Origin of the sequence: Micromonospora rubida (genome assembly GCF_009908295.1) — a bacterium.
Taxonomy (GTDB): Bacteria; Actinomycetota; Actinomycetes; order Mycobacteriales; family Micromonosporaceae; genus Micromonospora; species Micromonospora rubida.
The window spans coordinates 23,652-42,356 of record NZ_JAAALO010000015.1; the positions used below are offsets into that span (position 1 = coordinate 23,652).

The following is an 18,705-nucleotide window of genomic DNA, read 5'->3' on the forward strand; positions in this document are numbered from 1 at the left end:
CACCCGCCGGGCGCCGCCTACCGCCTGTCGGGTGGGATCGAGGCGGGCAGCGACCGGCGCGGCTGCGAGCCTGGTGCCTCGCGGGGCGGGCGGTGGATCAGCAGCCCCGCCAGCGCCGCACCGACCAGCAGCAGCCCGGCGCACCAGGCCAACGCGCCCCGGAACGCGTCGGTCAGCGCCGCCTTCTGCTCGTACCCGGTGCCGCTGAGTCCGACCAGCAGCGGCAGCGCGGCCACCGCCAGCAGGCCGCCGGCCCGGGACGCCGCGTTGTTGAACCCGCTGGCCACCCCCGCGAACCGGTCCGCCACGGCGGCCAGCACCGAGGCGGTCAGCGGCGCCACCACCAGGGTCAGGCCCAGGCCGAAGAGGGCCACCCCGGGCAGCACGTCCGTCCAGTACGACGCGCCCGGCCGCACCCCGCGCAGCAGCAGCAGGCCGATCGCGGCCACCACCGGGCCCACGGTCAGCGGCAGCCGGGGGCCGATCCGGGCCGACAGCGCCCCGGCGCGGGACGAGCCGACCAGCAGCAGGACCGTCATCGGAACGGTGGCCAGGCCGGTGAGCAGCGCCGACCAGCCCACCACGTTCTGCAGGTACACGGCGAGGAAGAAGGTGAACCCGCCCAGCGCCGCGTACACCACCACCGTGAAGACGTTCAGCACCGAGAAGAGTCGGCTGCCGAACAGCCCGACGGGCAGCATGGCGGTGTCGCCCCGGCGCCGTTCCACCAGCACGAACGCGGCGGCGGCGAGCACCCCGACCAGCGCCGACGCCAACACCGGCAGCGAACCTCCCCGGGCGGGCGCGTCGATCAGGGCGTATGTGACGCCGCCCAGACCGAGCGCGCCGAGCAGCGCGCCGGCCACGTCGAACCGCCGCCGACCGACCCCGGTACGCGAGGCGTCCTCATCGCGGCTCTCCGGCACCCAACGCAGCGCGGCCAGCACCACCGGCACGGCCAGCGGCAGGTTGATGAAGAAGATCCACCGCCAGGAGAGGGCGTCGATCAGCCAGCCCCCGACGAGCGGGCCGAGCGCGGTGGAGACCCCGGCCAGCCCGGACCAGGCCCCGATCGCCCGGCCCCGGTCGTCGGGGTGGAAGCTCGACTGGATGACCGACAGCGAGCCGGGGGTGAGCAGCGCGCCCCCGGCGCCTTGGAGGAACCGGGCCGCGACCAGCCAGCCGGTGCCCTGGGCCAGGCCGCACAGCGCCGAGGCGACGGCGAACCAGACCACCCCGATCAGGAACACCCGCCGCCGCCCGAACCGGTCGCCGAGCGCCCCGCCGAGCAGCACGAACGCGGCCAGCATGAGCAGGTACCCGTTGATGGTCCACTGAAGACCGGCCACCGTGGCGTCGAGTTCCGCGCCGAGGCGGGGCAGGGCCACGTTGACCACGGTGCTGTCCAGGAAGACCATGCCGGAGGCGAGGATCGCGGCGAGCAGCGTCCCCCGGGCGGCGGGGGTGCCCATCCGGAGTGCGGGCGTGAGTGTGGACTCGGTCACGGTATTCATCCTCCTCCGGTCGATTTGCCGGACGCCACGATTCATGGAAACGGTGCCGGGGTACTGTGCGCAATCGCCGGGAGCCCGCAAGCTGGAGAGGTGTCGTCTGTGCGTACCAGATCAGGACGTCGTGTGGCCGGGGTGGTCGCGGTCGCCGCGGCGCTCGCCCTCGTGGCCGCCGGGTGCTCGCCCGTCGACGAGCCCGAGGCCCCGCCCAGCGGCAACGGCAGCGGCAGCGGCGGCAACGTCAGCAAGCAGTTGGGCCAGCTGACCGTCGCCAGCGCCGGCTCGATGAAGGGCTACAGCCGCGACCACTTCCCGCACTGGCGGAACACCGGAAAGAACTGCGACGTGCGGGACAGCGTCCTCAAGCGCGACGGTGAGGACATCCGGCTCTCCGGCTGCAACGTGGTCGGCGGCCACTGGGAGAGCGTGTACGACAGCCGGGTCTTCACCGACCCCTCCGACGTGGACATCGACCACACCGTGCCGCTGGCCAACGCCTGGCGCTCGGGGGCGGACGAGTGGGACGACGCCAAGCGGGGTGACTTCGCGAACGACCTCACGAGACCGCAGCTCTTCGCGGTTTCCGCCTCCTCGAACCGGGCAAAGGGTGACCAGGACCCGTCCCAGTGGAAACCGGCGAACCGCTCGTACTGGTGCAAGTACGCCGAAAACTGGGTGACGGTGAAGCACCACTGGCGGCTGACGGTGACCAGTGCCGAGAAGGCCGCCCTGACCGACATGCTGGGGGGCTGTACATGGGCGAGCAAGCCGTGACCGGGACCGAGGCCGGGACGAGCAAGGATGCCACCACGGCCGGGATGATCGCGGACGGTGCCCCGGCGGCCCCGGCCGACGTCTCGGGTGCTGGCATGTCCGCCGACGCGGGGGGCACCAGCGCCGCGGCGTCCCCGCCCACGGGCGCTCCGGCCGGTGGCGGGGCGCAGAGCCGCACCGCCGACATCGTCCCCGGCCCGGGTGGCGTGATGACCGACGAGGCCGGCGTGGTGACCGGCGAGCTGACCCTGCGCACGGAGTACGCCGACGGCCAGGTCGTCCTCCGCGTGCAGTACCGGGAGGCCGACGAGTGGTACGTCGTGACCGGCGGGAAGGCCCCGCTGGCCGACCCGGCCGGGCTGGACGCGGTGCACACGATCGCGGTCGGCCTGCTCAACCGCCCAGAGGGCTGACCTGGCCGGGGCCCCTGCGGCGCGAGCCGCGCCGACAAGGGCCCCTCGCTCACACGTACGAGCCGGGCTCGGTGGGGGCAGAGACGACGGCCGGAGCCCCGCCCTCGCCCTCGGGCCGGACGATCTGCACGCTCACCTTGTGCGGGCGCAGCTCGCCGCTGGCGATCCGCTCCGCGAAGTGACAGGCGACCCGGCTGCCCCCGATGTCCCGCAGCGCCGGCCGCTCGTCGGCGCACCGGGTGGGCTGGGCCCACGGGCAGCGGGTGTGGAACCGGCAGCCCGCTGGCGGGTTGGCCGGCGACGGCAGGTCCCCGGCGAGCAGAATGCGCTCCCGCCGGTCCTCCACGTCCGGGTCCGGCACCGGCACGGCCGACATCAGCGCCCGCGTGTACGGGTGCAGCGGCTCGCTGTACAGCCGGTCGCTCGGTGCCTCCTCGACCAGCGCGCCCAGGTACATCACGCCGACCACGTCGGAGATGTGCTTGACCACGGCAAGGTCGTGGGCGATGAACAGGTAGGTCAGGCCGAGGTTGTCCTGGAGCTCTTCGAGCAGGTTCACCACCTGGGCCTGGATGGAGACGTCCAGGGCGGAGACCGGCTCGTCGGCGACGATCAGCTCGGGGCCGAGCACCAGGGCCCGGGCGATGCCGATGCGCTGCCGCTGACCGCCGGAGAACTCGTGCGGGTACCGGGACAGCGCCCAGCGGGGCAGCCCCACCGCGTCGAGGGTCTCGCCGATGATCCGCCGCCGGTCGTCCCGGTCGGTCCCGATGCCGTGGGTCTGCAACCCCTCGACCAGGATCGACTCGATGTTCTGCCGGGGGTCCAGGCTCGACATCGGATCCTGGAAGATCATCTGCATCCGGCGGCGCATGGTGCGCAGCTTCCCGGCCGGGAGCGTGGTCAGCTCGACGCCGTCGAAGCGGACCTCGCCGCCGGTGGGCGGGGTGAGCTGGAGCAGTGCCCGGCCGAGCGTGGACTTGCCGCAGCCTGACTCGCCGACCAGTCCGTACGTCTTCCCGCGCGGGATGCTCAGGTCGACCCCGTCGACCGCCTTGACGTGGCCGACCACCCGGTCGAGGAGGATTCCCCGCTTGATCGGGAAGTGCACCTTCAGGTCGCGGACCTCGACGAGGATGTCGCTCTCGGTCCCGGCTTCCTCGGTCACGGCTTCTCCTTCTCGCGCGGGGCAGGCACCGGGCCCGCGGTCGCGTCGTCGGCCGCTGCGGGGGCGGCAGCACCGGCCGTTGGGGCGTCCGTGGCCGGGTCGGTCGCGGCCCGGCCTCCGGTGGCCCACGGGGGCACGGTGCCCGGGACCGGGGCCGGGTTGAGGCACCGGTAGCTGCGGCCGTCGTGGGCGAGCACCAGCTCCGGCGGCTCCCCCACGCACTCGTCGATTCGGCGGGCGCAGCGCGGGGCGAAGGCGCAGCCGTCCGGCCAGGCCAGCAGGTCCCGGACCGAGCCGGGGATCGGCTTCAGCCGCTCGCCCGGCCCGGCGTCCAGGCACGGCACCGAGCCGAGCAGACCCACCGTGTACGGGTGCCGCGGCTCGCGGAACAGCGGGCGTCGGCGGGCCGTCTCCACCACCCGGCCGCCGTACAGCACGTTGATCGTGTCGCACATGCCGGCGACCACCCCCAGGTCGTGGGTGATCATCACGAGCGCGGTGCCGGAGTCCCGGACCAGGTCCTTGAGCAGCTCCAGGATCTGCGCCTGGATGGTGACGTCCAGCGCGGTGGTCGGCTCGTCGGCGATCAGCAGCCGGGGCTGGCAGGCCACCGACATGGCGATCAGGGCGCGCTGCCGCATGCCGCCCGAGAGCTGGTGCGGGTACTCCTTGAGCCGGCGGCGCGGGTCGGGGATGCCGACCCGGTCGAGCAGGTCGGCCGCCTCCTTCTTGGCCGCCTCCCCCCTCATCCCCCGGTGCCGGGTCAGCACCTCGGTCACCTGCAACCCGATCGGGATCACCGGGTTCAGTGAGGAGAGCGGGTCCTGGAAGATCATCGCGACGTCCCGGCCCCGGATGTCCCGACGGGACCGGTCGTCGAGCTGGAGCAGGTCCGTGCCGTCGAAGACCGCCTTGCCGCCGACCCGCAGGCCGGGCTGCTTGGGCAGCAGGCCCATGATGGCCAACGAGGTGACGCTCTTGCCGCAGCCGGACTCGCCGACCAGGCCGACCACCTCGCCGGCGTCGACCGAGAAGGACACCCCGTCGACGGCGTGCACGGTGCGCTGACCGCGCCGGGCGAAGGTGACGGAGAGGTCGTCCACCTGGAGCAGTGCCATTACCGACCTTCCGTTCGCGACTGCCGGGATCGCAGGCTCAGTCCTCGCGCTTCACCGGACCGGCTTCCTGCTTGCGACTGCGGGGCTCGCAAGCTCACTCCTCGCGCTTCGCGCATACCGGCCTACTTCCGCAGCTTCGGGTCGAGGGCCTCGCGCATCGCCTCGCCGAGCAGGGTGAAACCGAGCGCGGTGACGATGATGGCGAGGGCGGGCAGGACGGCCAGCCGGGGCGCGGCGTCGAGGTAGCGCTGCGCGTCGGCGAGCATCACGCCCCACTCCGGGATGGACGCGTCGTTGTTGCCGAGGCCGAGGAAGGAGAGCGCGGCGGCCTCGATGATCGCGGTGGCCAGGGTCAACGTCGCCTGGACGATCACCGGGGCGAGCGAGTTCGGCACCACGTGGGTCAGCGCGATCTTCGGCTTCTTCACGCCCAGCGACGTCGCGGCCAGCACGTAGTCGCTGTTGGCCTGGGAGATCATCGAGCCGCGTAGCAGCCGGGCGAAGACCGGCACGGAGACCACGCCGACCGCGATCATCACGGTGGTCAGGCCGGAGCCGAGCAGCGCGGCGATGCTGATCGCGAGCAGCAGGCTCGGCATGGCCAGCAGCATGTCGACGAAGCGCATGATGACGTTGTCGAGGGCCCGGCCCCACTTGCCGCCGAGACCGGCCGCAGCGCCGGCGACGCCGCCGAGCAGCGACCCGACGGCCAGCCCGATCAGGGTGGAGACGATGCCGACCAGCAGGGTCTGCCGGGCACCGATGATCATCCGGCTGAACTCGTCGCGGCCGATGTGGTCGACGCCGAACCAGTTCTCCGCCCGGGGGCCCGGGAAGTAGCCGATGTTGTCCCGGATCTCGCCCTTCCAGAGCTGGGCGTCCGCCGGGTGCGGGACCAGGAACGGCCCGACGATGGCGACCAGCAGGAACAGGCCCAGGATCACCGCGCCGACGATGGCGGCCGGGTTGCGCCGCAGCCGGCGGAACGCCTCCTGCCAGAGGCTCACGCCGCGCTCGTCGTCCCGGCCGGCCAACTCGGCGAGCCGGTCGATCTTCTCGCGCTTCTTGCCGCTGATCGTCGTCATCGCACCCTCACCCTCGGGTCGATCACGCTGTAGGAGAGGTCCACCAGGAGGTTCACCAGCACGTACACCACCGCGATGATCAGGATGAAGCCCATCAGCACGGGGTAGTCGCGTTGGCCGATCGCCTCGGCGACGAACGCCCCGATGCCGCTGAAGGCGAAGACGGTCTCGGTCAGCACCGCACCGGAGAGCAGGCTGCCGGTGAGCAGGCCGATCGAGGTGACCACGGGCAGCATGGCGTTGCGCAGCACGTGCCGGCGGCGGACCGTGTTCTCGGTCAGGCCCTTGGCCTCGGCGGTGCGGACGAAGTCCTCGTTGAGGACCTCCAGCACGCTGGCCCGGGTGATCCGGACGATGATCGCCAGGGGGATGCTGGCCAACGCGAGGCCCGGCAGCACCAGGTGCCAGAGCGCGTCGGCTGCGGCGTCCCACTCCCGGGTCATCAGCCCGTCGAAGACGAAGAAGTTGGTGATCCGGGTCGCCCCGAGGGTCGGATCCTGCCGGCCGCTGGACGGGAACCAGCCGAGGTTCTCCGAGAAGATCGCCTTCAGCACGTACGCCAGGAAGAAGACCGGGATGCAGATTCCGATCAGCGACCCGCCGACCGAGAGATGGTCGAGCATCCGGCCCCGGCGGCGGGCGGCCAGGTAGCCCAGCGGGATGCCGATCCCGATCGCGATCACCATGGCCATCACGGTCAGCTCGACGGTGCCGGGGAACCGCTCGATGAACTCGGTGACGACGGGGCGCTTGGTGGAGGTCGAGGTGCCCAGGTCCAGCTTGATCAGCCGCCGGACGAACCGGCCGTACTGGATCAGGATCGGCTCGTCGAGACCGAAGTTGCGGCGGATGGCGGCGCGCATCTCCGGCGTGCCGCGCTCACCCAGGATGGCGGTCTCGGGGCCGCCCGGCAGCCGGCGCAGCCAGATGAACAGCAGGAGGGAGAGCCCGATCAGCGTCGGTATGAGCTGTAGCAGGCGTCTGACGATGAACCGGAACACGGCGGCCTCGGAAGGGTGTGCGGAGGGGGGCGGGCGGGCGCCGTGGTGACAGCGCCCGCCCGCGTTCCTTGCGTCAGATCAGGACTTGAACTCTGCGGTAGAGAACCGCTCGTCGGTGAGCGGGCTCGCCTTGATCCCGGTCACGTCCTTGCCGAACACGATCGCCGGCGGCGAGTGCGAGATCGGCACACCCGGCAGGCGATCCATGATGGCCTTGTTCAGGGCCTTGTACTTCTCCACCCGGGCCGCCTGGTCGGCGGTGGTGTCCGCGTCCTTGAACTGGTCGAAGAGGGCCTGGTCGGTGAAGCCCCACTCGTCCTTCGGCCGGTCGAAGAAGGTGCCGATGAAGTTGTAGGCGTCGCCGTAGTCACCGGTCCAGCCGAGGAAGTGGATGTCGTGCTTGTTGCCCGAGGTGGTGGCGTTCAGGTAGTCCGGGCTCCACTTGAGCGGGATGGCCTCGACCTTGATGCCGACCGCCTTGAGGTCCGCCGACAGCAGCTCGAAGATGTCCTTCGGGTTCGGCATGTACGGCCGGGTGACCTCGGTCGGGTAGTGGAACCGCAGGGTCAGGTTCGACGCGCCGGCCTCGGCCAGCAGCGCCTTGGCCTTCTCCGGGTTGTAGTCGTACTTGGTCACGTCGCCGTTGAAGCCCTCGACGGTGTCCGGCATGAAGTTCACGCCGACCTTGGCGCCCGGGGGCAGCTTCGAGTCGACCAGCGCCTGACGGTTGAGCGCGTACGCGATCGCCTGGCGAACCTTGATGTCGGCGAGCTTCGGGTTCCCCTTCTGGTTGATCGCCAGGTAGAGGACGTTGAACGCCGGGCGGGTGAGCATGTTGAAGCCCTCGGACCTCAGCGGCTCGACGTCGGCCGGCCCGACCAGGTCGTAGCCCTGGATGTCGTTGGAGCGCAGCGCCTGCTTGCGCGCGTTCTCGTCCGAGATCGTCTTGTAGATCAGGGTCTTCAGCTTGGCCTTGTTGCCGTAGTAGTCGTCGTTGCGCTCGATGGTGAGCGTCTTGTTGGCGACGTCCCAGGCCTTGAACTTGAACGGGCCGGTGCCGGTCGGGTGCTCCATCGCGTACGACGGGTACTTGATGTCCTCAGCGGTGCCACCCACGTTGCTGGCGTCGTACTGCTGCAGCGCCTTCGGGCTGTGGATGGAGAACGAGGGCAGCATCAGCGCGGCCGGGACCTTGCTGGAGACCCGGGTGAACGCCAGGTCGACCGTGGTGGCGTCCTTGGCGGTGCACGACTTGAACAGGCTCGGCGGCAGGTCGGCGCTCTCGTTCTTGGCGAACCCGCCCATGACGTCCTGCCAGTACGCGGTCACGTCCGGGCTCTGCATGAGGCCCTTGGCGTTGTACCAGCGGTTGAAGTTGACGCAGACGGCCTCGGCGTTGAAGTCGGTGCCGTCGTGGAACTTCACGCCCGAGCGGAGCTTGAACGTCCAGGTGGTGCCTGCGGCGTCCGGGGTCCACGACTCGGCCAGCCCGGGGGTGACCTTGGTGCCACCCTCCTCCGGCCGGACCAGGGTCTCGAAGACCTGACGCGCTACGCGCAGGGACTCGCCGTCGCTGGCGAAGCTGGGGTCGAGGACCTTCGGGTCGCCGGCCACGCCGAAGACCATAGTGTCCTTCTTGCTACCGCCGGAACTGTCATCGCGGTCGCTCTCGGCGCAGCCTGCTACCGCGAGGGCCGCGACCGCGACGGCCGCAATTGCGACCTTCGGGCTGGGTGCACGCATGGGTGCTTCACCTCGTCCTTGGGGGTACGGACATCGTGGTGACAGGGGTCACCGATGGCGTGACCTTAGCCGCCGTTCGGACCGCCGGGAAACCGCCGAGGAAGCGGTTGGTACCGGATCGTGTCTTAACCGGTGCGGCTCGCACGCGCCGGCCCAGCGGACCGCCACCAAAGAGGCGATTTGTGCTGTTTCATAGATGCGAATTTGTTACATCGACCGTCTCCCTGGTCCGACCACATGTCAGACGCCCCACAGTGGATCGGACGCCGGAAGGACCGACGGCCGGCACCGGTTTCCCGGTGCCGGCCGTCGGGTCGTCGGGTACGGGTCAGACGGCGCGACGGCCCTCGAAGGCGCGGCCGAGGGTGATCTCGTCGGCGTACTCCAGGTCGCCGCCGACCGGCAGGCCGCTGGCCAGCCGGGTCACCGCGATGCCCATCGGCTTGATCATCAGCGCCAGGTACGTCGCGGTCGCCTCGCCCTCGGTGTTCGGGTCGGTGGCGAGGATCAGCTCGCGCACCGCGCCGCCACTGAGCCGGGTCAGCAGCTCCCGGATGCGCAGATTGTCCGGGCCGATGCCCTCCAGCGGGTTGATCGCCCCGCCGAGCACGTGGTAGCGGCCCCGGAACTCGCCGGTCCGCTCGACCGCCACCACATCCTTCGGCTCCTCGACCACGCAGAGCACCTCGTCGGTGCGGCGCGGGTCCCGGCAGATCCGGCACTGCTCAGACTCGGCGACGTTGTAGCAGGTGGTGCAGAACCGCACCAGGTCCTTGACCTTGCGCAGCGCGCCGGCCAGCCGGTTGATGTCGGCCGGATCCGCCGACAGGACGTGGAAGGCGATCCGCTGGGCGCTCTTCGGGCCGACGCCCGGCAGCCGACCCAGCTCGTCGATCAGGTCCTGGATGGCACCTTCGTACATCTGGTCGCCGGCTCAGAAACCGGGGAGGCCGAGGCCGCCCGCGCCGCCCGCGACCGGGCCCATCTTCTGCTCGGTCAGCACCCGGGCCGCCTCGGCGGCGTTGTGCAGCGCGGCGACCACCAGGTCCTCCAGCGTCTCCACGTCCTCCGGGTCGACCGCCTTCGGGTCGATCTTGATGCTCTTGATGTCGCCGGAGCCGGAGACGGTCGCGGTGACGAGGCCACCACCGGCGGTGCCGGTCAGCTCGGCCTCGGCCAGCTCGGCCTGGGCCTTGGCGATCTGCTGCTGCATCTTCTGCGCCTGCTTCAGCATCTGCTGCATGTTCGGCTGTCCACCTGGGCGCACGGATGGCTCCTTCTCGCACTCGTCTGCTCGGCCGCGCCCAGCCTAGTCGGGGCGTGGCCCGTTCTCCGGTACGGGCGACATCCGCGTCAGCGGGCGTCCACCTCGTCGATCTTCTCGGCGCCGAACGCCTCCCGGAGCAGCTGCACCGCCTGCTCCTCGCTGGACTGCCGGGCGGTCCGCTCGTCGATCACCTCGTCGAGCGGCTCGTCGCCCGGGTCGAAGCCCTCGTGGGCCGGGGTGGCCGGCGCCGAGCCCGGTCGGCCGCCGCCACGCACCGGCCCGTCGTAGTCGGGGTCGTAGGGCGGCTCGCCGGCCCATTCGGCGTCCGCGGACCGCCGGGCCCCGTTCTGGGTACGCGGGCCCCGGCCGGCCGCCGCCGCCCGCGCGGCGGCGATGGCGCTGCTGACCGGCGCGCCGCCCGCACCGCCACCGTTGCCGGCGACGCCGTTGACCGGCGGGGCCGCCGGTGCCGGGCCGGCGCCTCGCGCAGGGGCGGCGGGGGCGGGCTCACGGGCCGGAGCAGCGGGGGCGGGGGTCGGGGTCGGGGTCGGGGTCGGGGCGGTCGCCCCCGCGCCGACGGCGGGTTGCCCGGCGGGGTCGGGCCCGCCCGGGCGGGCCGCCTCCGGCCAGTCGTCCTCCTGCGTCGCGTTCGCGGCCGGCGCGGCCCCGCCGGGGCGGGCCGGTTCGGGCCACTCCTCGTCCCCCGCAGCCGACGTGGCCAGCCCACCCGGAGCCGCGCCACCCCGGCCGTCCGGCACACCGGACGTCGGCCGGGCAGCGGGGGCGGCCGGTGCCTGCGGGGCCGGGCGGGCCGGCGCGGTAGCCGCCGACCGGGAGCCGCCGCCCCGCTCGCCGGAGACCTCGCAGCGGATCTGCCACCGCCCGCCGAACTCCTCGTAGAGCGCATCGGTGAGCACCTGGGCGTGATCGGACATCATCTTGGCCAGCACGGTCGACTTGACGGTCAACAGCAGCACATCGCCGTCCAACTCCCGGACGACCGCGTCGCGCATCAGCGCCGCGATCCGCTTGTTGGTCCGGTTGACCTTGCCGACGACATCCGGCCACGCCCGGCGCACCGCCACCGCGTCCAGCGCACCCGGGGCCGCCGCGCCCGGACGGGGCGGGGCCGGGGTGCCCGGGTCGGGCATGACCGCCTCCGGCGGGACCTCCCGCCGAGGCGCGACCGGGGCGGCCGGAGCCGCCGACACGGGAGCGGCGGGCGGAGGCGGGTCACCCGCCGGGGCGGCGGACGCCGCCGGCGCGGTCGACGCGGCAGCCGTGGGCGGGGTGGCCGGCTCGGGGCGTACCGGAGGGGCCGGGGCGACCGGCGCGGGACCGGCGGCGGCCGGCGGCGGCTCGGTGCCGCCGAGGGTGAGCCGGCGCTCCATCCGCTCCAGGCGCTGGAGCAGGGCACCGGTCGAGTCGTCCGCGCCCGGCAGCAGCATCCGGGCGCAGATCAGCTCCAGCAGCAGCCGGGGCGCGGTGGTGCCGCGCATGTCCACCAGGCCGTTGTGCACGATGTCGGCGCACCGGGACAGGGTGGCCGGGCCGAGCCGCTGGGCCTGGGCGGTCATCCGCTCGATCTGGTCGGCCGGCCCGTCGATCAGGCCCTTGGTGGCGGCGTCGGGCACCTGCTGGAGCACGATCAGGTCGCGCAGCCGCTCCAGCAGGTCCGAGGCGAACCGGCGCGGGTCGTGCCCGGCCTCGGCCACCCGGTCCACGGTCGCGTACGCGGTCGCGCCATCCCCGGCGGCCAGCGCGTCACACATCTCGTCGATCAGCGCCGAGTCGGTGACGCCGAGCAGCGCGGCGGCCCGGGCGTAGCTGACCCCCTCCGGACCCGCGCCGGCGATGAGCTGGTCGAGCACGGAGAGGCTGTCCCGGGCGCTGCCGCCGCCGGCACGCACGACCAGGGGGAAGACCGCCGGCTCGACCGTGGCCCCCTCGGCCTCGCAGAGCTGCTCCAGGTACGGCCGGAGCACCTTCGGCGGGATCAGCCGGAACGGGTAGTGGTGGGTCCGCGACTTGATCGTGCCGAGGACCTTCTCCGGCTCGGTGGTGGCGAAGATGAACTTGACGTACTCCGGGGGCTCCTCGACCAGCTTGAGCAGGGCGTTGAAGCCGGCCGACGAGACCATGTGCGCCTCGTCGATCACGTAGATCTTGAACCGGCTCTGGGCCGGCGCGAAGAACGCCTTCTCGCGCAGCTCCCGGGCGTCGTCGACGCCGCCGTGGCTGGCCGCGTCGATCTCCAGCACGTCGATGGAGCCGCCGTCGGTGGCCAGCGCGCGGCAGGACTCACACTGCCCGCACGGCTCCGGGGTGGGGCCCTGCTCACAGTTCAGCGAGCGGGCCAGGATGCGCGCGCTGGAGGTCTTGCCGCAGCCGCGCGGGCCGGAGAAGAGGTACGCGTGGTTGAGCCGCCCGCTGCGCAGCGCCTGCGACAGCGGCTCGGTGACGTGCTCCTGCCCGATGATCTCGGCGAAGGTGCGCGGCCGGTACTTGCGGTAGAGCGCCAGTGCCACCCGTCCCGCCTCCTCTCGACCGAGCCATTCTGCGCCGGTCGGGCACGCGTGACCACCCACCACCCCGTGACCCTGACCTCGGGTACGGTACCGGCGCCCGGAGACAAAAAGGCCTCCCGTGCACCCGGCAGAGCTCGCTTATCCTTGCTGCCTTCCGGCCCTGGGGAGGTTCACGAGATACCGCCGCACGGGAGGTGAGACCCACCCTACCCGACCGCCGGTCGATCTTCGGGGGGTGGTGGGGTGGCTGGGCCGCGACGGACCTGTATCGTGTCTCACGGAGGATTCGCCTAGAGGCCTAGGGCGCACGCTTGGAAAGCGTGTTGGGTTTACACCCTCACGAGTTCGAATCTCGTATCCTCCGCCAGCCTCACCAGGCACGACAGCAGGGCCGGCCCCACCGGGGACCGGCCCTGAATCGTCTCTGGTCTCAGTCGGCCGACTCAAGCGTCATGCGCTGTCGGCGAGGGCTCCTAACCACAGCTCGCCTGGACCAGCCGGCAACACAGCGTTCAGGCGGACAGCGATGGCGTCTGGTGGGGGTTTGCGGCGAAGAGGCGACTGCGGCCACCCCTGTCAGCTATGGGTTCAGCAGGTGGTGTTGCCGGCCGGCACCCGACCCTCGCGACCACCACGACCTACCCCTGCCGGTGGTCGCTGTCGTTTTCGGTGCCGAAGTCGTAGCCGAGATGGTCACCACGCCGACGGTCTTCGGAATGCTCCCCATATACACGGCATGCATACCGCCCAGCCCTTTCGAGCAGTTGAATCAGGGTCTGAGTCCGCAGCAACCCAAGGAGCCACCGTCCATGGCGACGCGATACGTCTGTCCCCGGTGCGGCGGGAGGTTGGCGCGCGACAACAGCAGTGGGCGCTGCGCCCCATGCCAGGCCGCCGAGCGGGATCGCCTGGTCGCGCCACCGAGCCTGCCAAGCACCTTCTGGGAACATCAGCCGATCCGCCGCTCGCTCACGGAGCGGCACATCGGCTGGGTGATTCGGGCATACCGGTGCCACCCGTACCACGGCAACCGACCCCTGCCACAGAGCGTCGTGGCGCGCTGGGTCGGGATCACGCAGGCCCAGCTCAGCCGGATCGAGACCGGCACGCCCGTCGTTCACCTCGATCGCCTCATCCACTGGGCCCGAACTCTCGACATCCCGGCCCAACACCTGTGGTTCCACGTGCCGCCGTCCAGCAACCGGGGCGGTACGCCTGCCGCTGATGGGGAGCAGTCCTCGGTCGAAGCGACAAGAGGGGACCTGGGGCTGCACTTCCTGAAGTCGCTACGGTCGACGGACCGTCAGGTCGGCGGCAGCTACCTGTACGCCACCATCGCCGCCCACCTGGCGAGGGGTACCGATCCGACAGGGCGGGATGACCGGAGCGCTTCCCTAGCCCCGGACGACCTCGCGGCGCTCGCCTCGCTCAACGAGATGGCCGGCTGGATGGCTCACGACGCCGGGAACGACGATCACGCCCGCAGGCACCTCGGCGACGCGCTCAACGTGGCGATACGGAGCGGAGACCACCATCTCACCGCCCAGGCACGGGCGAGCCTGAGCCACCTCGCCTGCCACGACGGTGATCCCACCAACGCCCTGGTGCACGCCGAGGCCGGGCTGACGCTACTGACAACTGTCGCCCCCCTCCACATCCTCACCGCCCGGCTCCTGGCCCTCAAGGCGCGAGGGCTCGCCATGGCCGGCAAGGTGGCCGAGTCCTACCAGACGTTGGACAACGGAGAGGCGGCTCTTCAACAGGCGAACGGGCCAACCTCGGAGTGGGTCAGTCCGTTCGACGCTACATCGTTCGCCATCGAGGCTGCCCGCGTGTTTCTTCGCTCCGGCGATGCCTTCGAGGCCCGACGCCGACTGGAGGGCATTTTGGTCGCTCCGGACGCGGAACGGGTACGAAGCCGCGCCTTCGCGCGCCTTCTCCTCGTCCGGGCGCTGCTCGGGCTGGGACACGTCGAGCAAGGGTGTGCGCTGACCCATCAGGTCCTGGATCAGACGGCCAGCCTCGGATCGGCCGTGATCGTCGACCACCTGCGCCAGGTGAGCGTCCTCCTCGGCTCGTGGGCCAGGCAGTCCGCCGAGGTGCCACCTCTCCTCAACCGCCTGCGCAACGCCGTGCGTGAGCGAGCATGGATTGACGTCCGCGTCTGAGGCCCGCAGGACCGACAATGGTCGGGTGGCGGACGAGATACCCCTGTACGAGCGAGACCCAGGCGCGTGGCGCGCGTACCTCGCCGAGGGCAACGCCCAGCAGGCCCGCAAGCGGGTGGGCGCGGACGTCCTCATCCGCAACCGTCGGGGTGACGTCCTGCTGGTCGACCCGCGCTACAAGCCGGACTGGGACCTTCCCGGCGGCATGGCGGAGGCGAACGAGCCGCCGCACCACGCGGCCGAGCGGGAACTACGCGAGGAGCTGGGGCTGGTGGTACGGGTGGGGATGCTGCTCGTCGTCGACTGGGTCCCGCCCCACGATCCGTGGGACGACAGCCTGATGTTCGTCTTCGATGGTGGCACGGTCGACGCGGGCGCGGATCAGCTACGGCCGACCGACGACGAGTTGTCGGACTGCCGATTCGTCTCGCTCCCCGACGCGGCCACGCTGTTGCGCCCCCACGTCTGGCAGCGCCTCGAACAGGCCGTCCTCGCCCTGACCGTCGGCTCACCCCGCTACCTCGTCAACGGCTCCTGACGTCCGTCCGATGAGTTACCAGCTCAGTGCCGTCGTCGCCGACGTCGAGTTGCTCCGCGAGCAGACCGCCGACCTGGACCACGCCGTGCTCGCCGCGCTGCGCCAGGACTTCGCGCTGCTGCCGGTCACCCCGCAGCTCGTCGAGGAGCTGACCGGGGTACTGCCGGACTTCGTCGTGGGCGGGCCCGGTCCCGACCAGCCGTTCGAGCTGGTGCTCTCGCCGGCCCTGGCCGCACTGTTCGCCGGGTGGTCGCGGCTCGGGCCGGTGGCGTACCTGGAGGCCGAGTTCTCCGGCGGCGTCGGCCGCCAGGCGTCGGTGGTCTGGCTGGCCGGCGCGGTGAGCTGGGGGCCGCGCTTCGACGACGTGCTGGACTCCCCGCGCGAGCGGTGGCCGCTGAACGCGGCGCTGATCCGCCTCGGCGCGGAGCCGGGCCGGTGGATCGACCCGTTCGCCGAGCTGGGGCTGCACCTGGAGCGGAACACCGACGGCTGGCTGACCCATGGGCGGCGCGGGCTGACCGCCGACTACTGGGACGAGCTGGCCGAGGAATGGGAAATCAGGGAATCCGCCGATCGGCAGCAACCTGAGCGCCCCGGCCCCGTTGGGGACTGGGGGATTCCATGAGATTGCGACAATTCGTTTTCATTGCGACACTACTGGCGGCTGCCTCGATCATGGGCAGTGGCGTACGTCCACCGGGGCCCGTCGGCGACCTTCGTCCGCCCGACCCGCCGCCCGGCGCCGGCCGACCGGCCCGCCCCGCAGAGGTCGTCGACCTACGCGGGCTGCGCAACGTCGAGTTCGGCGACACCGGGGCGGACCTGACCCGGCGCGGCATACTCCGCGCCGAGGTCGACGCGTGCGGGCCGACGCTCGCCGGCCACGAGGAGACCAGCCCGATCTTCGTCGACGACCGGCTGGTGCTGCTCTGGCTCGACGACCCGGTCCGCACCCCGGAGGGCGTCACCGTCGGCACCCCGGTCGACCAGGTCGGGGCCCGCTACGCGCGGGTCAGCCGGCTCGTCGCTCCACACGGGACGTACCGGTTCGACGGCCTGCTGGCCCGCCGCGGCGACCGCGCGTACCTCTTCCTGCACGACGGCCACACGGTCCGAAAGATCATCGCGGGATACGCCAACTGGGCCCGCCGCCTCTTCACCGAGGGCCACGGCCCCTGCTGACCCGGGCGACCGCCCACCCGGCGGGAGGGCGTACCCGATCACGGGTTGTGCGCCACGGCGGCGGACGGTAAAGACTACGCATGCGTCGGGTAACCACGGTCGTCCTCACGGTGGTCTGCGTGACCCTGCTGGGGGTCGTCACCAACGTCGCCACGGGGGTGCTGCCCGACCGCTGGTCCCCGTACCTGTGGGTCGCCTGGCCGTTGCTCGCCTTCGTGGCCACGGCGCTGACGGTGGTCGAGGTCCGCCGGGCCCGCGAGCCCGGCCCGGTCGGCGGCGCGAGCGCGGCGCGGGCCCGCCGGGTGCTGCTCGATCGGGTGCGCCGCTACTGGATCACGAGCGTGCTGGACCGCTCGCTGCACATGGAGGCGCGGCTCCAACTGGGCATCACGGCGTCCGCCGACGACCGCCGGTATCCGTGGACGCTGCGGGCCAGCCACCGGGACGGCTTCACCGGCGTCCTCGACGACCGGACGTCGGTCGCCGCGATCTTCGAGCGGCTCGACCGGGCCATGGTGATCCTCGGGGCACCCGGCGCCGGCAAGACGACCACGCTGCTCGAACTCGCGCGGGAGTTGCTCGACGGGGCCGAGACGGACCGGGACGCGCCGGTCCCGGTGGTCCTGAACCTCTCGTCGTGGGCGACGCGCCGCCAGCCCCTCGCCCAGTGGCTCACCGAACAGCTCACCGAGCGGTACGGGATACCGTCGGCCCAGGCTGCGGCCTGGGTCGCGGGCGGCGAGATCCTGCCCCTGCTCGATGGCCTCGACGAGGTGGTCGAGGCGCGCCGCGACGAGTGCGTGGCGGCGATCGCCGCGTTCCACGCCCAGCAGCCCCTCACCCCGATCGCCCTCTGCTGCCGTGCGGCGGAGTACCAACGGCTCCGGACCAGCCTGCCCGTCTACGGCACCGTGACGATCGAGCCGCTGACCCGGCCACAGATCGAGCGACACCTGGACCGGTCGGGGCCCGCCCTCGCCGGCCTGCGAGCCGCCCTCGCCGCAGACGAGGAGCTGTGGGAGTTCACCGGGTCGCCGCTGCTGCTCAGCATCATGGCGCTGGCCTATGCGGACGGCCCCGGCCCGGAGACCGGCACCGGAAGCCGCCGGCACCGGCTCTTCGCCCGGTACACCGAGACCATGCTGCGGCACCGGCCGCACCCCGGCTACCTTCCCGAGCAGGCCACCCGGTACCTCTCGCTGCTCGGTGACCGGATGCGGGCGCGCCAGCAGTCCATCTTCGTCCTGGACCTGGTGGCCCCGGACTGGTCACCGACCTGGCCGCGCAGGGACGCCGACCTGTACAGCCGGACCGCGATCAGCATCGCCGTCGGGCTGGTGGTCGCTCTCTGCGGGGCGGCGCTGGCAGGCCGGCCCGGCCTCGCCGCCGGCCCGGTGGCCGCCGTCCTGACGGCGCTCGGCCTCGCGTTCGGCGAGTACGACGACCTCACCCTGATCGCGCGTTGGGGGCGACGGCCCGAGGGCCGGCGTTCGATCCGGGTCAACTGGCTGACCGACACGGCTACGGAGTTCGCAGAGGTCCTGTTCAAGTCGGCCGTCGGCGGATCGGTCGTCGCCGGCACGCTCGCGGTCGGGGCGGTCTTCGGCCTCTCCGGCGGCTGGGCGGGCCTGCTCACCGGCCTGGCGTACTGGGGCGGTTTCGCGCTCGCCGCGCTGCTCGCCATGAGCGTCGGCAACACCGTGGCGTTCCACCTCTACGTCGTGGGCCCGCCCGGGGGCGCCCCACGCCGCGAGGTCCCGAGCCCCGCGCTACGCCAGCGCCTCCGCTTTGCCCTCCGCGCCACACCGGCCCTCGGCGTGATCGCCGGCACCCCGGCCGGGTTGCTCGTCGCCTGGCCGCGGACCGACGCCGACGGCTTCCGGTACGGCCTGCTCGTCGGGACGGCGGCGACGCTGTACCTGTTGGCGTCCGTCGCGGTCGGGCCGATCCTGGAGCAGTGGCTGGTCCGTCGGCGGCTCGCCCGGGAGGACGCCCTGCCCCGACCGCTACGGCCGTTCCTCGACTACGCGGTGCAGTGCCTCTTCCTGCGTGACGTCGGAGACGGGTACATCTTCGTCCACCGGGAGTTGCTGGAGTTCTTCGCGGACCAGGTGCCGGCGGGACAGCTGAGGCCGCTCCCGCCGCCACCCGTCGACAGCATCACCCTCAAGGACGGCTGAAACGATCGACACGAAAAGCGAGCGAGAAC

The 18,705-nt window shown here is 72.0% G+C and carries 16 protein-coding genes, 1 tRNA gene and 1 other RNA gene; 8 read left to right on the forward strand and 10 right to left on the reverse strand.

Features of this window, described 5'->3' with window-relative positions; genetic code table 11:
* Positions 1–17: 17 nt before the first annotated feature.
* Entirely contained in the window at positions 18–1,472 is a 1,455-nt protein-coding gene (locus tag GVV04_RS30555; RefSeq protein ID WP_235967251.1) for an MFS transporter, read from the reverse strand.
* 141 nt (positions 1,473–1,613) lie between these two features.
* Between GVV04_RS30555 and GVV04_RS30560 the strand changes: the two genes are divergently transcribed.
* Together GVV04_RS30560 and GVV04_RS30565 are read left to right on the forward strand one after the other, a co-directional pair.
* Positions 1,614–2,285: an HNH endonuclease family protein gene (locus GVV04_RS30560; RefSeq protein ID WP_161692484.1), complete on the forward strand. Its 672-nt coding sequence runs from the start codon at positions 1,614–1,616 to the stop codon at positions 2,283–2,285.
* Positions 2,267–2,698: a hypothetical protein gene (locus tag GVV04_RS30565; RefSeq protein ID WP_161692485.1), complete on the forward strand. Its 432-nt coding sequence runs from the start codon at positions 2,267–2,269 to the stop codon at positions 2,696–2,698. The genes GVV04_RS30560 and GVV04_RS30565 overlap by 19 nt, the downstream gene beginning before the upstream one ends.
* A 49-nt stretch (positions 2,699–2,747) precedes the next feature.
* On the opposite strand, the gene GVV04_RS30570 is transcribed toward GVV04_RS30565, so the two are convergent.
* The 9 genes from GVV04_RS30570 to ffs form a co-directional block, all read right to left on the reverse strand.
* Positions 2,748–3,866 carry an ABC transporter ATP-binding protein gene (locus tag GVV04_RS30570; protein ID WP_161692486.1) on the reverse strand — a complete coding sequence of 373 codons (1,119 nt, stop codon included), beginning with the start codon at positions 3,864–3,866 and terminating at the stop codon, positions 2,748–2,750.
* The gene (locus tag GVV04_RS30575; protein ID WP_161692487.1) at positions 3,863–4,984 is read right to left on the reverse strand and encodes an ABC transporter ATP-binding protein; all 1,122 of its coding nucleotides are present in this window, start codon (positions 4,982–4,984) and stop codon (positions 3,863–3,865) included. Before GVV04_RS30575 ends, GVV04_RS30570 begins: the two co-directional genes overlap by 4 nt.
* A gap of 122 nt (positions 4,985–5,106) precedes the next feature.
* Positions 5,107–6,069 carry an ABC transporter permease gene (locus tag GVV04_RS30580; protein WP_161692488.1) on the reverse strand — a complete coding sequence of 321 codons (963 nt, stop codon included), beginning with the start codon at positions 6,067–6,069 and terminating at the stop codon, positions 5,107–5,109.
* Positions 6,066–7,070 (reverse strand): ABC transporter permease, encoded by a 1,005-nt coding sequence (locus GVV04_RS30585; RefSeq protein ID WP_161692489.1) that lies wholly within the window; start codon positions 7,068–7,070, stop codon positions 6,066–6,068. Before GVV04_RS30585 ends, GVV04_RS30580 begins: the two co-directional genes overlap by 4 nt.
* A 78-nt stretch (positions 7,071–7,148) precedes the next feature.
* Positions 7,149–8,813, reverse strand: coding sequence for an ABC transporter substrate-binding protein (locus tag GVV04_RS30590; RefSeq protein WP_161692490.1), 1,665 nt, complete (start codon positions 8,811–8,813; stop codon positions 7,149–7,151).
* A 328-nt stretch (positions 8,814–9,141) separates the two neighbouring features.
* Positions 9,142–9,735 (reverse strand): recombination mediator RecR, encoded by a 594-nt coding sequence (recR, locus tag GVV04_RS30595; RefSeq protein ID WP_161692491.1) that lies wholly within the window; start codon positions 9,733–9,735, stop codon positions 9,142–9,144.
* A gap of 12 nt (positions 9,736–9,747) precedes the next feature.
* The gene (locus GVV04_RS30600; RefSeq protein WP_201754419.1) at positions 9,748–10,056 is read right to left on the reverse strand and encodes a YbaB/EbfC family nucleoid-associated protein; all 309 of its coding nucleotides are present in this window, start codon (positions 10,054–10,056) and stop codon (positions 9,748–9,750) included.
* Positions 10,057–10,166: 110 nt separating this feature from the next.
* Positions 10,167–12,608, reverse strand: a complete 2,442-nt coding sequence (locus tag GVV04_RS30605; protein ID WP_161692493.1) for a DNA polymerase III subunit gamma and tau — start codon at positions 12,606–12,608, stop codon at positions 10,167–10,169.
* A 107-nt stretch (positions 12,609–12,715) separates the two neighbouring features.
* Positions 12,716–12,805, reverse strand: an RNA gene (gene ffs / locus GVV04_RS30610) — signal recognition particle sRNA small type.
* An 82-nt stretch (positions 12,806–12,887) separates the two neighbouring features.
* Between ffs and GVV04_RS30615 the strand changes: the two genes are divergently transcribed.
* From GVV04_RS30615 to GVV04_RS30640, 6 genes are all read left to right on the forward strand, one after another.
* Positions 12,888–12,975: transfer RNA gene (locus tag GVV04_RS30615), tRNA-Ser, on the forward strand.
* Positions 12,976–13,417: 442 nt separating this feature from the next.
* Positions 13,418–14,776 carry a helix-turn-helix domain-containing protein gene (locus tag GVV04_RS30620; RefSeq protein WP_161692494.1) on the forward strand — a complete coding sequence of 453 codons (1,359 nt, stop codon included), beginning with the start codon at positions 13,418–13,420 and terminating at the stop codon, positions 14,774–14,776.
* A gap of 25 nt (positions 14,777–14,801) precedes the next feature.
* Entirely contained in the window at positions 14,802–15,314 is a 513-nt protein-coding gene (locus GVV04_RS30625) for an NUDIX domain-containing protein (protein ID WP_161692495.1), read from the forward strand.
* Between the two features lie 10 nt (positions 15,315–15,324).
* Positions 15,325–15,939: a hypothetical protein gene (locus GVV04_RS30630; protein WP_161692496.1), complete on the forward strand. Its 615-nt coding sequence runs from the start codon at positions 15,325–15,327 to the stop codon at positions 15,937–15,939.
* Between the two features lie 32 nt (positions 15,940–15,971).
* Positions 15,972–16,496 (forward strand): hypothetical protein, encoded by a 525-nt coding sequence (locus tag GVV04_RS30635; RefSeq protein ID WP_201754421.1) that lies wholly within the window; start codon positions 15,972–15,974, stop codon positions 16,494–16,496.
* Between the two features lie 80 nt (positions 16,497–16,576).
* Positions 16,577–18,676: an NACHT domain-containing protein gene (locus GVV04_RS30640; protein ID WP_161692498.1), complete on the forward strand. Its 2,100-nt coding sequence runs from the start codon at positions 16,577–16,579 to the stop codon at positions 18,674–18,676.
* The last annotated feature ends 29 nt before the right edge of the window (positions 18,677–18,705 follow it).

Excerpts from the sequence above, each read along its gene's own strand:
- GVV04_RS30555 (WP_235967251.1), bottom strand. The coding sequence starts at position 1,472 with ATGGGCACCCCCGCCGCCCGGGGGACGCTGCTCGCCGCGATCCTCGCC.
- GVV04_RS30565 (WP_161692485.1), top strand. The coding sequence starts at position 2,267 with ATGGGCGAGCAAGCCGTGACCGGGACCGAGGCCGGGACGAGCAAGGAT.
- GVV04_RS30575 (WP_161692487.1), bottom strand. The coding sequence starts at position 4,984 with ATGGCACTGCTCCAGGTGGACGACCTCTCCGTCACCTTCGCCCGGCGC.
- GVV04_RS30580 (WP_161692488.1), bottom strand. The coding sequence starts at position 6,069 with ATGACGACGATCAGCGGCAAGAAGCGCGAGAAGATCGACCGGCTCGCC.
- GVV04_RS30590 (WP_161692490.1), bottom strand. The coding sequence starts at position 8,813 with ATGCGTGCACCCAGCCCGAAGGTCGCAATTGCGGCCGTCGCGGTCGCG.
- recR (WP_161692491.1), bottom strand. The coding sequence starts at position 9,735 with ATGTACGAAGGTGCCATCCAGGACCTGATCGACGAGCTGGGTCGGCTG.
- GVV04_RS30600 (WP_201754419.1), bottom strand. The coding sequence starts at position 10,056 with ATGCAGCAGATGCTGAAGCAGGCGCAGAAGATGCAGCAGCAGATCGCC.
- GVV04_RS30620 (WP_161692494.1), top strand. The coding sequence starts at position 13,418 with ATGGCGACGCGATACGTCTGTCCCCGGTGCGGCGGGAGGTTGGCGCGC.
- GVV04_RS30630 (WP_161692496.1), top strand. The coding sequence starts at position 15,325 with ATGAGTTACCAGCTCAGTGCCGTCGTCGCCGACGTCGAGTTGCTCCGC.
- GVV04_RS30640 (WP_161692498.1), top strand. The coding sequence starts at position 16,577 with ATGCGTCGGGTAACCACGGTCGTCCTCACGGTGGTCTGCGTGACCCTG.